The sequence below is a fragment of the Spirosoma luteum DSM 19990 genome (assembly GCF_000374065.1).
Taxonomy (GTDB): domain Bacteria; phylum Bacteroidota; class Bacteroidia; order Cytophagales; family Spirosomataceae; genus Spirosoma; species Spirosoma luteum.
On sequence record NZ_KB893301.1, the window covers coordinates 13972 to 29310 of the forward strand.

Annotated in this window: 15 protein-coding genes; 9 read left to right on the forward strand and 6 right to left on the reverse strand. The window is 54.0% G+C overall.

From position 1 onward, the window contains the following. Positions 1-25: 25 nt before the first annotated feature. The 4 genes from queA to greA all read right to left on the reverse strand — a co-directional run bounded on the left by queA (position 26) and on the right by greA (position 2744). Entirely contained in the window at positions 26-1069 is a 1044-nt protein-coding gene (queA, locus tag B156_RS0124735; RefSeq protein WP_026261038.1) for a tRNA preQ1(34) S-adenosylmethionine ribosyltransferase-isomerase QueA, read from the reverse strand. Between the two features lie 127 nt (positions 1070-1196). Continuing rightward, positions 1197-1547 (reverse strand): hypothetical protein, encoded by a 351-nt coding sequence (locus B156_RS0124740; RefSeq protein WP_018622484.1) that lies wholly within the window; start codon positions 1545-1547, stop codon positions 1197-1199. Positions 1548-1791: 244 nt separating this feature from the next. Then, positions 1792-2181 carry an HIT family protein gene (locus B156_RS0124745; protein ID WP_018622485.1) on the reverse strand — a complete coding sequence of 130 codons (390 nt, stop codon included), beginning with the start codon at positions 2179-2181 and terminating at the stop codon, positions 1792-1794. Between the two features lie 89 nt (positions 2182-2270). Then, the gene (gene greA / locus B156_RS0124750) at positions 2271-2744 is read right to left on the reverse strand and encodes a transcription elongation factor GreA (RefSeq protein ID WP_018622486.1); all 474 of its coding nucleotides are present in this window, start codon (positions 2742-2744) and stop codon (positions 2271-2273) included. 315 nt (positions 2745-3059) lie between these two features. Here greA and fmt point away from each other — a divergent pair, with 315 nt between their 5' ends. Both fmt and B156_RS0124765 read left to right on the forward strand, forming a co-directional pair. Continuing rightward, on the forward strand, positions 3060-3998 hold the full coding sequence (fmt, locus tag B156_RS0124760; protein ID WP_211211253.1) for a methionyl-tRNA formyltransferase: 939 nt from the start codon (positions 3060-3062) through the stop codon (positions 3996-3998). Positions 3999-4004: 6 nt separating this feature from the next. Further along, on the forward strand, positions 4005-5003 hold the full coding sequence (locus tag B156_RS0124765; protein ID WP_018622489.1) for a polysaccharide deacetylase family protein: 999 nt from the start codon (positions 4005-4007) through the stop codon (positions 5001-5003). On the opposite strand, the gene B156_RS0124770 is transcribed toward B156_RS0124765, so the two are convergent. Next, positions 4996-5922, reverse strand: a complete 927-nt coding sequence (locus B156_RS0124770) for a LysR family transcriptional regulator (RefSeq protein WP_018622490.1) — start codon at positions 5920-5922, stop codon at positions 4996-4998. The two genes, B156_RS0124765 and B156_RS0124770, sit on opposite strands and share 8 nt — an antisense overlap. A gap of 136 nt (positions 5923-6058) precedes the next feature. On the opposite strand from B156_RS0124770, the gene B156_RS0124775 reads away from it, so the two are divergent. The 7 genes from B156_RS0124775 (at position 6059) to B156_RS0124805 (ending at position 14061) form a co-directional block, all read left to right on the forward strand. Beyond that, positions 6059-6619: a DUF3237 domain-containing protein gene (locus B156_RS0124775; protein WP_018622491.1), complete on the forward strand. Its 561-nt coding sequence runs from the start codon at positions 6059-6061 to the stop codon at positions 6617-6619. A gap of 42 nt (positions 6620-6661) precedes the next feature. Next, positions 6662-7993, forward strand: coding sequence for a spinster family MFS transporter (locus tag B156_RS29865; RefSeq protein ID WP_157627175.1), 1332 nt, complete (start codon positions 6662-6664; stop codon positions 7991-7993). 65 nt (positions 7994-8058) lie between these two features. Beyond that, a complete protein-coding gene (locus B156_RS0124785) occupies positions 8059-8835 on the forward strand; it encodes a crotonase/enoyl-CoA hydratase family protein (RefSeq protein ID WP_040586343.1) in 777 nt (258 codons plus the stop codon). Then, on the forward strand, positions 8832-10700 hold the full coding sequence (locus B156_RS0124790; RefSeq protein ID WP_018622494.1) for a feruloyl-CoA synthase: 1869 nt from the start codon (positions 8832-8834) through the stop codon (positions 10698-10700). Before B156_RS0124785 ends, B156_RS0124790 begins: the two co-directional genes overlap by 4 nt. Continuing rightward, positions 10700-11842: an alpha/beta hydrolase family protein gene (locus B156_RS0124795; protein WP_018622495.1), complete on the forward strand. Its 1143-nt coding sequence runs from the start codon at positions 10700-10702 to the stop codon at positions 11840-11842. Before B156_RS0124790 ends, B156_RS0124795 begins: the two co-directional genes overlap by 1 nt. A 132-nt stretch (positions 11843-11974) precedes the next feature. Next, positions 11975-13084, forward strand: a complete 1110-nt coding sequence (locus tag B156_RS0124800; RefSeq protein ID WP_018622496.1) for a 5-methyltetrahydropteroyltriglutamate--homocysteine S-methyltransferase — start codon at positions 11975-11977, stop codon at positions 13082-13084. 83 nt (positions 13085-13167) lie between these two features. Further along, entirely contained in the window at positions 13168-14061 is an 894-nt protein-coding gene (locus tag B156_RS0124805; protein ID WP_018622497.1) for a 4-hydroxyphenyl-beta-ketoacyl-CoA hydrolase, read from the forward strand. A 15-nt stretch (positions 14062-14076) separates the two neighbouring features. Here the strand turns inward: B156_RS0124805 and pcaF are convergent, their stop codons facing one another. Continuing rightward, complete coding sequence (gene pcaF / locus B156_RS0124810; RefSeq protein ID WP_018622498.1) at positions 14077-15282, reverse strand: 3-oxoadipyl-CoA thiolase; 1206 nt, start codon at positions 15280-15282, stop codon at positions 14077-14079. Between the last annotated feature and the right edge of the window lie 57 nt (positions 15283-15339).

Consider the following 15339-nt stretch of genomic DNA (forward strand, 5'->3'; position numbering starts at 1 on the left):
CGAACAGACCGACCAACTGACTGCTTTAAATAATCAGCATGGCGTCGCCGTAGCTGAAGAACCGGTATTTTTCTTTAATGGCAACCTGATAGGCTTCCTTAATGAGTTCATGACCACCAAAAGCGGAGGTCATCATAATCAGAATCGACTCAGGCAGGTGCAAGCTCGTGAGGAGCGAATTGGCAATTTTAAATTCGTAAGGCGGGAAAATAAACCGGTCTGTCCAGCCGTCAATTGGCTTCAGGCGGCTGTTAGCAGACACCGACGACTCGATGGCTTTTAGTGAGGTGGTACCAATGGCACACACCCGCCTACCGGCGTCGAGTGCTTTATTGACGGTTTGGGCCGATTCCGGCAAAATCTGGAAGTTCTCGGAATCTGTTTTATGCTTGGTGAGGTCTTCTACATCCACCTGGCGGAACGTACCTAAGCCGACGTGCAGCGTAATAGGAGCAAAATGAACGCCTTTAATCTCCATCCGCTTCATCATGGCTTTGGTGAAGTGCAACCCGGCCGTAGGGGCGGCTACCGCTCCAACGTGCTGGGCAAAAACGGTCTGATAATCATCCCGGTCGGCTTCTTCGGCTTCGCGGTTCATGGCGCGGGGAATGGGGGTTTCGCCCAGTTCATCCACTGCTTTCATAAACTCGTCATGGTTACCGTCAAACAGGAATCGGATGGTCCGGCCCCGCGATGTGGTGTTGTCGATAACCTCGGCTACCAGATCACTATCCCCAAAATAAAGCTTGTTACCAACCCGGATTTTACGGGCGGGGTCAACCAGAACATCCCACAGTTTCATCTCGCGATTCAGCTCGCGCAGGAGAAATACTTCAATCTTGGCCCCTGTCTTTTCTTTATTACCGTACAGGCGTGCCGGAAAAACCTTGGTATTATTAATGATCATTACATCGCCATCGTCGAAGTAACTCAGGATATCCGAAAACTTCTTGTGTTCAATCGTTTTGGCTTTACGGTCAACAACCATCAGCCGTGATTCACCCCGTTCAACCGGGTATTTAGCAATTAGGCTTTCGGGCAAATCAAATTTAAACTCGGATAACTTCATGATATAGTAGCACAGAAAAAAAACGCTGCGTTTTTTGTAAAGGGCGCAAAGATAACAAAAAACCCGGAATTTGTCAAATTTTCCGGGTTTTTCTTGCAAATATCAGCGAAAAGACTATTACAGCACATTACTGGCTATTCAGTGGCTGAACGGCTCCATCGGTGTTAACATTCTTGCGGTCACTCACATCCAGTTTAGCCATCAGTTCGGGCGATACTTCATTGGCGTACGTACCCTGAGCCGCTACAAAAACCCCTTTCATACCATTGGAGGCCGTAATGGCATACAGTGTCATCTCATCGCCCGGATCAGATTCTCCCTCGAAACGGTAGAACTTATCGACCGTAAACTCATCACTTTTCAACTTGGTATCGGTACTTTGTTCTTCCAGATAGTCTTTCTTAGGGCCGAACTCGTGGGTATATCCCTTCTCGCGGAGTTCTTCCATTACTTTAGTCAGGGGGGTCATGTGTTCCATCGTCTCTATTGATAAGGTCAGAATAATGTAATAGGAACTACCGCTATCCGAAATAGTTTGTTAGTCCGAACCGATAAGGAAGCTGCCTTACCACTGTTTACGTAAAACGGGGTAGCGATTTAGCCGGTATTGCCGTGAAAAACCGGAGCGAATAAACTACTTTGTTTTCTACAACGGATTCGGCCCGTTCGTCAATTTTGACGAACGGGCCGAATCCGTTACAATCTTTCTCGGAAAATATACCCTACAAAAACGCTCGGATTTTCTCTGCCGTTTGCGCCAGTTCTTCGGGCGTTGGCTTCAGCTTATGGCTGAAATCCATGTCAGCCATTGAGTTGAGCGGTATCAGGTGGATGTGCACGTGGGGCACTTCCAAGCCTACTACCGCCACGCCGATGCGCTGACACGGAATGGCCTTCTCGATGGCGGGGGCTACCTTTTTGGCAAACGTCATTAGGCCCAGGTACAGGTCATCGTCCAGGTCGAAGAGGTAGTCGACTTCTTTTTTCGGAATCACCAGCGTATGGCCTACGGCTGTGGGCATCACGTCCAGAAACGCCAGATAGTCGTCAGTTTCGGCAATCTTATGGGCGGGTATTTCACCGGCCACAATGCGGGAGAAGATGGAAGGCATAAAGAGAATGATAAATTATGAATGATAAATGCGAATTAGATGGTCCTGCACACAGTAGTCATCATTCATAATTTATCATTCATAATTGGTTACCGGCTTATTTCTAGTACGTCGAATTCCAGCACCCCGGCGGGCACTTTAATTTCGGCGGTGTCGCCCACGTGTTTTCCCAACAGCCCTTTGCCAATGGGTGAATTCACCGAGATACGACCCGTTTTCAGGTCGGCTTCTTCTTCCGAAACCAGCATGTAGGTCATTTGAGTCCCGTTTTTCCTGTTCTTGATCGTTACTTTCGACAGCACCGATACCTGTGAGGCATCAATCGTCGACTCGTCCAGAATTCGGGCTGTAGACAGGACTTCCTCCAGCTTCGATATTTTCAGTTCATGGAGTCCCTGCGCATCTTTAGCCGCATCGTATTCGGCATTCTCGCTCAAGTCGCCTTTGTCGCGGGCTTCGGCAATCTGGTGGGCAATGGCCGTCCGGCCTTTCGTTTTCAACTCGTTCAGTTCTGCTTTGAGCCGGTTGAGTCCTTCTTCGGTGTAATAAGAAATCTTTCCCATAATCGTATGCTTACTCGTTATTCTAAATTCGTACTGTTGTTGGTGTATGGCTAAAAAACAAAAAAACGGTACACCGACCGTTCTGCAACCAAATTGGTTTTCTTTGCAGATGCGTCAGGGATACCATCGGCTTCCCGAAACGAGCGGTTTTGGTGTACAGAAAAATGATTGTTGCATCAGGACACTAATTACTGGTAAACAATTGCAGGATGTGCTGCCTGTGTCAGCAGTGCATCGTCGACACAAAAATAGACATACTTCCCGGCTATATCAATACAAAGCCGACGGGCCGGGTAAAAACTGATTAAACGATCCATGACAAATTCCCTTCGCATCATATTCATGGGTACGCCCGATTTCGCCGTTGCCAGTCTGCACCGGCTGCTGGGCGCGGGCTGCCAGGTTGTGGCCGTAGTCACCGCCCCTGACCGGCCGTCTGGCCGGGGATTACACCTCACCCCATCACCGGTAAAAAAAGCCGCTGAAGCCGCTAATCTACCCGTTTTGCAACCCGAAAAGCTTCGGGATCCGGCATTCCTGGACCAGCTGGCCAGTTTTCAGGCCGACCTTCAGGTAGTAGTAGCCTTTCGGATGCTGCCCGAAGTGGTCTGGGCCATGCCCACCATTGGTACGTTCAATCTGCACGGGTCGTTACTGCCGCAGTATCGGGGAGCCGCGCCCATCAACTGGGCCATTATCAATGGGGAAACTGAAACGGGGGTTACCACTTTCTTTATCGAAAAAGAGATTGATACGGGTCAGATGATTTTTCAGGATACCGAACCCATTTACCCCGATGACACCGCCGGAACGCTGCACGACCGCCTGATGGAACGCGGGGCTAATCTGGTGGTCAAAACGGTGCAGGCTATTGAAGCGGGCGATTACCCACGCACGCCCCAGCCCACCCCTGAGGCCATGAAGCCCGCGCCTAAACTCAATCGGGAAACCACCGAAATCAACTGGAATCAGCCTGCCCTTACCATCCGCAATTTCGTTCGGGGCCTGTCGCCTTACCCAACCGCCTGGACGCTGATGAACGGAAAAGTGTTCAAAATTTATGAGGTGTCCATCGCCAATTTCTCCCCCTTTGCCGCCGAACCCGGCTGGTTGGCCGTTGCCGATACGCATACGGACAATAAAAAGACGATTCTTGTCCGGGCTGCCGATGGCTGGCTGCAGATTGATTCCCTACAGGCCGAGGGCAAACGACGCATGAGCACTGAGGAGTTTTTGCGGGGGAATACCCTTTAGGTAGGTATGAACCGATTCCTGACCTGTCTTCTACTAACCACGATTGCCTGCACGGTTGCCAGGGCGCAAACCGGCGAAACCTACGCCGAGAAACTGGGGTTTCCGAAAGGTAAAAAAGTCATTATTCTGCACGTCGATGATGCGGGGATGAGCTACGAGTCGAACGCGGGGATGATAAACGCGCTGGACAAAGGCATTGCCAATTCCACCAGCGTCATGATGCCCTGCGGCTGGGTACCCCAGTTTTTCGACTACCTCAAAAAGAAACCCGATACCGATGCGGGCATTCACCTGGCCCTCACCTCGGAGTGGGATAATTACCGGTGGGGGCCACTGGTGGGCTGTAAGACAGCACCGGGCCTGTGCGATAGTCAGGGGGCTTTATGGCATTCCGTTGCGCAGGTGGTAGAACACGCATCTGCCGATGAGGTAGAAGCCGAAATTCGGGCGCAACTGGCGCGATACCGGGCATTTGGTATGGAACCCACTCACCTCGATTCGCACATGGGTACCCTCTTCGACCCCAAATTCATTATGCGGTACGCCAAAGTGGGCATGGACGAACACATCCCGATTCTGTTTCCGGGCGGACACGCTACGCTGATTTTCAAGGCGAATAACGTACCGGCCACGATGCAGCAACTGGCACATCAGGTAGGTCAGCAACTGTGGGCAGCCGGACTGCCCGTTTTTGACGACCTCGATGGCACCAGCTACGGCTGGAACCTCCCCGCCGGAACACCCGTGACGGATGCGAATTTGCAGCAGTATAAAACGAAGAAATACATCGAACTTCTTAATTCTGCCAAACCGGGCCTGACCTACATCATTATGCACTGCACGGCCTCCACACCCACCTTCGACCAGATTAGCACGTCTGGTCAGTCGCGCAAAGGGGATATGCTCGCTATGATGGATCCGGCCCTGAAAGCGTTTATCGAAAAAGAAGGCATCATCGTCACAAACTGGAAGGAGTTGCTGGAACGGCGTAAAAAAGCTAAGTAAATGCCTGGTTTTGGACACTCACTGGCAATGCGGCCAACTCCCGGACGAGTGGATTGGGTTGGTCGATTCGATGAATGAGGACGTGTTCGATGATTAGCTGTTTGAACGGGGTATCGTCTTCGTTGATAATCGGCATCGACAGCAGGGCAGGTTCCTGACTCAAATCCAGCGAAGCCGGAATGAAAGCAATCCCTTTGCCCATCCGAACCATACTTTTCAGCAGATCGAAGGAAGGCACAACCTGCACAATGTTGCTTTCCCGGTCGACATTGGCCTGCCGGCAAATCTCCTCGATCTGACCGAAAAAAAGCCCGGCTTCCCGCCCGTGATCAATCCATTTTTCCTGCCGCAACTGCGCCAGTTTAACCGCTGGTTGCGCAGCCAGTGGGTGATTTCGGCTCATCAGGATACTATAGTCAGTTTCGGCGTACTTGGTGGCCCGTAGCCCTTTCTGCACCAGCGGCAGCACGGTCATACCCAAATCAACCTGCTCCATCGCTACTTTCTCCTGCACCTGCGTGATATTGGCCAACTCCACAAGCTGAATTTCCACCGTTGGGAAGTGGGTCGAGAATAAATCGAGCATAGCCATAATTCGTTCCGGCAGAATCAGTTTGAACACGCCCAGCGTAACCACCTGTTTCTTTGTACCCGTCTGGCGCGCATTCCGAATCGCCTTCTCGCTCAATTGCAGAATCCGCCGTGCTTCGGTCAGGAACCCACTACCGGCTTCGGTCAGCTCTACCCGGTGCATCCGGGTCCGCTTGACACCAACAAATAGTTCGACGCCAATTTCGGCCTCCAGTAATTTAATCTGCTGGCTCAGTGCGGGTTGCGAAATAAATAGTTTCCGGGCGGCCTGACTGAAGTGTAATTCTTCTGCCGCGCCCACAAAGTATCTCAGTTGTCGTAATTCCATGTTTTGTTGCGCAGTCCTGTGTTCAGTGCGATGTGATGCTTTAATAAGTTTTACTTATGACAAGGTAAGAAATAAAGATTAGACTTTACCCGTAAATTTTTGTCTTTTTGATGGCTAATTCTCCGTACCTACCGCCATGAAGAAGACTATACCCCTTATAATTGGGTTACTGATTTGCGTACTCACTCTCTGCTCATCGGGCGGGGCATGGGCGCAACAGACTAATTCATCCGATTCACCCGTTGCTCCTCAACTGGAATTTGTTTGTTCCCTGCTCGTAAAAATTGCCCCGGCCCTCGTCGTGGGTGAAACGCCCCACGGTACCCGGCGCATCATTCCCATTACGGGCGGCACGTTCAGCGGCCCTAACATGAAGGGGGAAGTGCTGAACGGTGGGGCCGACTGGCAGGTTGTCCGGGCCGACGGGGTTGCCGAGCTGGAAGCGCATTATCAGATAAAAACCAACGACGGCATTATCATCTACGTCAAAAATACCGGGTTGCGGGTAGCCACTCCGTACGTAGCGGCCCGGATTGGCCGGGGAGAGCCGGTGGGCGAAAATGAATACTACTTTCGGGCGGCTCCCAAGTTTGAGGCCCCACCCGGTAAATACGCCTGGATGAACAACGCGCTCTTCGTCTGCAAAGGCATCCGCAATCCCGATGGCGTAGTCATTCAGGTCTGGAAAGTACTGTAATCGCTTCCTGCTGACAACTAAATGACTATCAATGACCATAAAATGACGACAAATCCCTCCCTCCGCTACGCCTGGTACGTGGTCTTTCTGCTCACGCTGGCCAACATTTCGTCGTTCATCGACCGGCAGATTCTGAGTCTTCTGGTCAAACCCATCAAGCACGACCTGCACCTGTCTGATACGCAGATGAGTCTGCTGCTGGGGCTGAGTTTCGCTCTTTTCTACACGCTCTTCGGGGTTATTATCGGGCGGGCCGCCGACCGGTATAGTCGACGGAACATCATTATCGGTGGTATTGCGGTGTGGAGTCTGATGACCACATTGTGCGGAGGTATCCGCAGTTACGGACAGTTTTTTCTGGCCCGAATGGGCGTTGGAGTGGGTGAAGCAACCCTGTCGCCCTCGGCGTTTTCTATCCTGGCCGACCTGTTTCCCAAAAACCGGCTGGCTACGGCCCTGAGCCTGTTTTCTATGGGCGTGTTTTTAGGTTCGGGGCTGGCTACGCTGATTGGGTCGGGTATTGTGGCCAGCCTGCCTACCGAGGGGCTGGTAACGGTGCCGGTTTTCGGGCAGGTGTTTCCCTGGCAACTGATTTTTCTATACATCGGCATACCCGGCCTGGTCATTGCCCTGCTGCTGTTTACCGTCAAAGAACCAGCCCGAAAAAATACGCTTCAGGTAGATGGGCAACCGGTTAAACTATCGCTGGCTGAGTCTTTCGCCATCATTTTCAGCTACCGAAAAGCCTATCTGCTTATCTGTTTCGCTACGGCCTGCCAGGCACTCATCAACTATGGCTGCAACGCCTGGGTGCCTACGTTTATCAACCGCACTTACGGGTGGGAAGTCCCCCGCGCCGGGGCCTTTTACGGGGGCGTGGTGGTCGTTTCGTCCATTCTGGGCGTGCTGTTTGGGGGCTGGTACGCCGACAAACTCACCCGCGAAGGCAAAACCGACGGCCGTTTACGGGTGGGCGTACTGGGTATTGCGCTGGCGTTCGCGGCTTTCTTTACTCCGCTGCTACCCCGCGCCGAATGGGCCTTGCTGGCCATGTCGGTACCCGTGTTTGGTCTGGCCTGTCCGTTCGGGGCCGCTACGGCGGCCATTCAGGACATCATGCCTAATCAGGTGCGGGCGCTGGCCTCGTCCATTTTCCTGTTCATCCTGAACCTGATTGGCATTGGGCTGGGGCCAACGTCGGTGGCTTTGTTTACGGATTTCGTTTTTAAAGACGAAAGCCAGATTCGGTACTCGCTGGTACTGCTCTATCTGGTTGGGGGTGGTATGGGTTTGTTGCTCAGTTACCTGGCCCTGAAACCATACCGGGAAGCGATTGCCAGTCGGGACCGTTTAACCCAGCTGACGGGTGCCTGACGACCCGAATGACCCGGTTGGAAACAGATGCCGGGCGGTTTCGTCCACGTTTATTCTACATTCCTATGCTTTCATTACCCGATACCATACAAACCACCATTCAGGACAACATTCTGCTCGTTAAACTTAACCGGCCCGAAAAGCGTAACGCCTTCAATGACGAGTTGGTATTGGCCATAGAGCAGGTTTTTGCCAATGTACCGGCGGGTATTGGCTGTGCCATTATTTACGGCGAGGGCAAGCATTTCAGTGCCGGGCTGGACCTGTCGGCCCTCACCGAGCGCGACGCTGTGCAGGGATTACACCACTCCCGTATGTGGCACCGCGCCCTCGACCGGGTGCAGTTTGGTACGGTGCCGGTCATTGCCGTGTTGAACGGTGCCTGCGTGGGTGGTGGGCTGGAACTGGCCAGTGCCTGCCACATTCGCATAGCCGAGACATCAACATTCTACGCTCTGCCCGAAGGCCAACGGGGTATTTTTGTGGGTGGTGGCGCGTCCGTACGGGTACCTAAACTCATCGGGCTGGCCCGCATGACCGACATGATGCTGACCGGTCGCGTGTACCAGGCCGATGAGGGAATGGCGATTGGCCTGTCGCAGTACGTGACCGACGAGGGAAAAGGGGTGGAGATGGCGATGGAACTGGCAAAAAAAGTAGCGTCGAACGCGGGAATGACAAATTACGCGCTCATGCACATCCTGCCCCGCATTGTCGATTCGGCACAGGAGCAGGGGCTGATGATGGAATCGCTTACGGCAGCTATCGCCCAAAACGCCCCCGAAGCCAAAGCCCGGTTGCAGGAATTTCTGGACGGAAAAGCTAAAAAAGTAGGCCAATGAACACGCTGACTGACCTGAAAAACGCCCCCTTCCGGCCCGTTGATACCACCACTGCCGAGGTGCAACAAACCGTTCGCGCCGACGGGACCATCCTGATTCGGTCGACCGAACCGCTGGCGGCTCATCCGTTTCGCCTGACGGAGCGGCTGTTGCGCTGGGCCACGCACACCTCCAACCGGATTTTTATCGCGCAGCGACTGCCAACACCCCAGGATGCTCCGTTGGGCGACTGGCGAACGCTTACTTACGCCGAAACCCTGGAGCGGGTACTGCGCCTGGCCCGCTGGCTCCTGACCACCAACGCTTCGCCCGAACGCCCCATCGCTATCCTGTCCGAAAATAGCATCGAGAATGGGTTACTGAGTCTGGCGGCTTTGCACGTTGGATTACCTTTATCGATTATTGCCCCCGCCTATTCGCTGCGTTCGGTCGATTTTGACAAACTGCGGCATACGCTGGGGTTGCTTACCCCCGGCCTGATTTTCGTTCAGGATGGGCAGACGTACGAGAAAGCCTTACGGGCCACGGCGGGGAATACGGCAATTCTGGTCGTGACCAACCCACCCGTTGGCCTATCCGTTACCCTGTTCGATGCTATACTGGATGCCGATGTTGGCGCGTCCACGGATTCTGCCGTTGCGGATGCGTTTGCCCGGATTCGCCCCGAAACGGTGGCGAAGATTCTATTTACATCCGGCTCCACGGGTCTGCCGAAAGGCGTTATCAACACCCACGAAAACATTGCCACCAACTGGCAGCAGATCACCCAGACGTTTCCCTTTATGGCCAATGGCGGGCTGACGCTCATCGACTGGCTTCCCTGGAACCACACGTTTGGCGGTAATCACAACTTCGGACTGACGGTGTACAACGGCGGCACGCTCTACATCGACGAGGGCAATCCGACACCGGCGGGCATCGAGACCACCGTTGCCAACCTGCGTCACTGCCAGCCGACTATGTACTGCAATGTGCCCAAAGGGTTTGCCGACCTCATCCCATACCTGCGCCGGGACCGGGCTTTACGAGAGAATTTCTTCAGTCAACTGAAACTGCTTTTCTACGCCGGAGCCGGGATGCCGCAGCACACCTGGGATGCTCTGGAAGAACTGGCGGTCGATACGCTGGGCGAGCGTATTGTTATAGCAACTGGATTGGGTTGTACCGAATCGAGTCCGTCAGCCCTGTTTGCCTCAAAGGCGGGGGGCTTTGCGGGCTTGCTGGGCGTTCCCGTTCCTAATTTTGACCTCAAATTAGTACCGAACGGAGGAAAGCTGGAAGCCCGGTACCGGGGCAAAAATGTGATGCCTGGCTACTGGCGTAACCCCGAAGCAACGGCCAGCGCCTTTGATGAAGACGGCTTTTACTGCACCGGTGACGCCCTCCGGTTCGTTGACCCCCAAGACCCCAACGCGGGCATGGTCTTTGACGGGCGTATTGCCGAAGATTTTAAACTCAGTTCCGGTACCTGGGTGAGCGTGGGTACGTTGCGGGCCAAGCTGATCGAAGCCGGGCAGGGGCTGTTTACGGATGCCGTCATTACGGGCCACGACCGGGAATTTATCGGTGCTATCGTCTTCCCCGATTTGGTCCACTGTCGGCAACTTTGCGGACTGGAAGCCCTGACGCTGGCCGACGTGATACAACAGGAAAAGGTGCTGGACGCTCTACAACAGGTACTCGTTGTACTCCGTAAAGCCAACACGGGCGGCAGTGCCAGCCAGGTGAAAAAGGTTGTTTTTGCGGATTTTCTGCCTTCGATGGACCGGGGCGAAATCACCGACAAAGGCTCTATCAACCAGCGGGCCGTGCTGGACAATCATCCCGAACTTGTTAACGAACTTTACTGCAACCCGATATTTTGATGAAAACGATCAACTTTATAATTCTTTCCCTCTGGCTATTGACCGGCCTTTCGGCGCTGGCCCAGTCGCCCGCCGTGCGCATCGATTCGGGACGCATTGCCGGGACGAAATACCAGCTAGCGTTCCCCAAAAACTGGGAAACGGCCAAAACTAAAAAGCTGGTCATGTTTGCGCACGGCTACGAGTTTATGGGGTCGCCCCGGCAGAGCAGTAGTCCGCGCTGGCTTTTGGTGGTGCAGCCCTTTCTGGATCGGGGATTTGCCGTGGCCGCTTCCGACTATCAGTATCAGGGGTTTGCCCTGCCACAGGGCGTGGACGATACCGAAGCCTTGCGCCAGCATGTGGTTAAAACCCTGGGCCAGCTCGACACCACCATCATGGTGGGGCAGTCGATGGGCGGTGGCGTGGCGCTGGCTACCCTCGAAAACTTCGGGCAGTACTATCAGGGGGCGCTGCCGATGTGCCCGTTTTCGAGCCGCCCTTACCTGCAATGCCGAAAAGAGTTCGACATCTACGCTACCTTCAACGGCCTGTTTCCGGGCGTAGCCACACCCCTGACTGAGATTTTCGACCTGTCGAAACCATATCAGGCGCAACCGTTTTCGGCCATGCAGGAAAAAGCTACGGCAATAAAGAAGGCTATTTTCGCCAAAGATTCTGCCCTGGCCATTGCCTTCGCCAAACGCTACGACCTGAAAATAGACGACCTCCCGCTGTCGCTTTTTTTCAATGAAAACGTGCTGCGCGACATTGCGCAAAAGGCGAAAGGCAACCCCTTCGATAATACAAACACACTTTACAGCGGCTTTCCTGATGACCTGTTGGTAAATCAGAAAGCTGAACGGCTGGCAGCAACGGTTAGCCCCGATGTTATTTTTGGGAAGTATGACCGCACGGGTAACATCAGTAAGCCGGTTGTACTGCTCCATACCGTGTACGACCAGTTGATTCCTCCTACCTATGGCGTGGTGAACTTCGAAAATATGATCCATCAGCAGGGGAAAGACGCGCTTTTTGTGGTGAAGTACACCAATGGGCAAGGTCACTGCCAGTTTAAACCCAAGCAGGTGGGTAGTGCTTTCGATGCCCTGCGGCAATGGCTGGCTACCGGTCAGAAAGCAAAACCAGGATTTATAGACTGAGTGAAAGAGCGAAAGAGTGAAAGCCATCCGGCGGTTTTTGCTTCGACAGTCGAGTTGATTTCTTTCTGCATTGGTGGCACTCATTCACTCTATCGCTCTTTCACTCATTAACTCTTTCACTCTTTATTACTTATGAAATTAAATCCCGCTTTCCGTGCCGACCACGTCGGCAGTTTATTACGTCCTGATGCTGTTCGGGAAAACCGGCTTCGCTGGAAAAAAGGAGAAATCTCCGCCGATGAACTTCGCGTTATCGAAGACGCGGCCATTGCCGACACCGTTAAAAAAGTGGAGTCGCTGGGTATGCAATCCATCACCGATGGCGAATTCCGCCGGGACTATTTTCACCTCGATTTCCTGAAGCAGCTCGACGGCGTTACCGTAACGGGCGGCATCGGGGCCAATCCGAACGCTAAAGTCGCGGAAGATGGCTTTACCCCGCCCCAGCTATCCGTGACGGGCAAACTCCGCCACACCCGCGACATTCAGGTGGCCGACTATGACTACCTCGAATCCGTTACGTCCCAGACTCCGAAGGTGAGCATTCCGTCGCCCACGATGGTGCATTTTCGGGGTGGCCGCAAATCTATCGACATTGAGGCATACCCGGACATGGACGAATTTTTCCAAGATTTGTCAGTAGCGTACCGGCAGGAAATCGACCATCTGTATAAGGCTGGACTGCGCTACCTGCAACTGGATGATACGAACCTGGCTTACCTCTGCGACCCCAAAATGCGGGCTGCGGCTGTTGAGCGGGGCGAAGACCCCAACGAGTTACCGAAAACTTACGCAGCCCTTATCAATTCAGTCATCGACGGTCGGCCAGACGACCTCACCGTGGGCATTCACCTCTGCCGGGGCAATTACCGGAGTACTTGGTTTGCCGAAGGCGGCTACGAACCCGTGGCTGAGGTATTATTCAGCGAGATCAACGTAGATGCTTATTTTCTGGAATACGACGACGAACGGTCGGGGGATTTTGCCCCGCTGCGCTTTGTGCCGGACAACAAAATGGTGATTCTGGGTATCGTATCGTCGAAAGTACCGACGCTGGAGACAAAAGCCGATTTGATTACGCGCATCGAAGAAGCCGCTCAGTATATGCCGTTGGCTAACATGGGCGTGAGTCCGCAGTGTGGTTTTTCGAGCACGCACCACGGCAACGCTATGACGATGGATGACCAGTGGCGCAAACTCGAACTCGTTGTCGACACCGCCCGGACCGTCTGGGGCGATTAGCAACCATATTATTCAACCTTTTTTTGTCATTCCGACCGTAGGAGGAACGACAAAAAAAGGTTGTTACTCAATAACTGGAAATTATGAACACCGCAACCCCGGCCAAATCCGGCCTGAACCTTGATGCGCTGGTGGCCATCGACGTACATACCCACGCCGAAGTATCGTGTCGGCAACCCCACGACGATTATCGACCGGAGTTCGATGCCGCTTTTGCGAAGTATTTTAAGTCGAGTCACCGGCCCACCATTGAGGAAACAATTGCGTATTACCGGGAGCAGCGTATGGCCTTCGTTATGTTCTGCATCGACTCCGAACACGAAACGGGTCGGCGACGGATTCCAAACGAAGAAGTGGCCGAAGCCGCCCTAGCCAACCCCGATGTGATGATTGCTTTCGCAAGCATCGACCCGCACAAGGGCCGGATGGGTGCCCGAGAAGCCAGGCGGCTCATTGATGATTTTGGCGTGAAGGGGTTCAAATTCCACCCGACCGTGCAGGGCTTTTACCCCAACGACCGCATGGCCTATCACCTCTACGAAGTGATTGCCGAAGCCGGACTGCCGATGCTGTTTCATTCGGGGCATTCGGGCTTCGGGTCGGGGGTGCGGGGTGGGGGAGGATTACGGCTGGAGTACTCCAACCCCATTCACCTCGACGATGTGGCCATCGACTTCCCGGATTCACCCATCATCATTGCCCATCCGTCGTGGCCGTGGCAGGACGAAGCGTTATCGGTGTGTATGCACAAACCCAACGTATACATCGACCTGAGCGGCTGGTCGCCGAAGTATTTTCCACCCCAGTTAGTGCAGTACGCTAACACCCAGTTGAAGCACAAAATGCTCTTCGGCACCGACTTTCCACTCATCACCCCCGAACGCTGGATGAAGGATTTCGAGGTAGCCGGTTTTAAAGACGAGGTAAAACCGCTGATTCTGAAAGAAAACGCGATTACCATGCTGGGGTTGCGATGAGTGCCCTACCCGGTTTTAGACCCGTTCGATAATGACCGCGTAGCCCATGCCAACGCCGACGCACATGGTAGCCAGCGCATAGCGTTTTTGTTGCTGTTGGAGTTCGAGCATGGCCGTCTGAATCAACCGCGTTCCCGACATACCCAGCGGGTGCCCCAGCGCAATAGCTCCCCCGTTTGGGTTGATGCGTGAATCGTCGTCGGCTAGTCCCAATGCCCGGGTGCAGGCCAGCGACTGGGCAGCAAAGGCTTCATTGAGTTCAATAACGTCCATATCGTCCAGCGTTAAGCCCGCTTTCTTCAACGCTTTCTGCGTGGCCGAAACGGGGCCAATGCCCATGATGCGCGGCTCCACACCCACCACCGCCGAGGTAACAATACGCGCTTTGGGCGTTAGCTGATACCGGTTGGCGGCATCCTGCGTGGCAATCAGTATGGCCGCGGCCCCGTCATTCAGGCCAGCCGCGTTACCCGCCGTAACGCTGCCCCCTTTTTTGAAAGCCGGTTTGAGGGTTGCCAGTACCTCCAGACTCGTATTCGGCTTCACAAACTCATCCGTGGTAAACAGCGTTGGTGGCCCTTTTCGAGCCGGAATCTCGACCGGCATGATTTCCATTGCCAGCCGGCCCGACTGCTGGGCGCGGGCGGCTTTCTGCTGGGAATTGTACGCAAATAAATCCTGGTCTTCACGGCTAACGTGGTAGATATCAACCAGGTTTTCGGCGGTCACGCCCATCGCTTCGGTCCCGTACATGTCCTGCATTTTGGGATTAACGAACCGCCAGCCGAAACTGGAATCGAAGAGTTGCGCGTCGTTGCCAAAGGGCTTCGATGATTTAGACATCACCCAGGGCCCACGGGTCATGTGCTCCATACCACCGGCAATGAATACCTCTCCATCACCCGCCCGGATAGCCCGGTTGGCATGGATTGCCGCCGACATCCCAGATGAACACAACCGGTTGACGGTTTCGCCCGGCACGGTGTACGGCAGGCCCGCCAGCAGCAGCGCCATGCGGGCCACGTTCCGGTTATCTTCCCCCGCCTGATTGTGGCATCCCAGTATCACATCCTCAATCATATCAGGCGGAAGGCTGGGATTCCGGTTGAGCAATTCCCTGATGGGCATAGCCGCCAGGTCATCGGCCCGAACGGTCGACAGGCTCCCGCCAAAACTCCCAATCGGGGTGCGGATGGCGTCAATAATATAAGCGTCGGTCATAGGATGAAAGAGCGAAAGAGTAAATGAGCGAAAGAGTGAAAGAATTGCTGACGCATT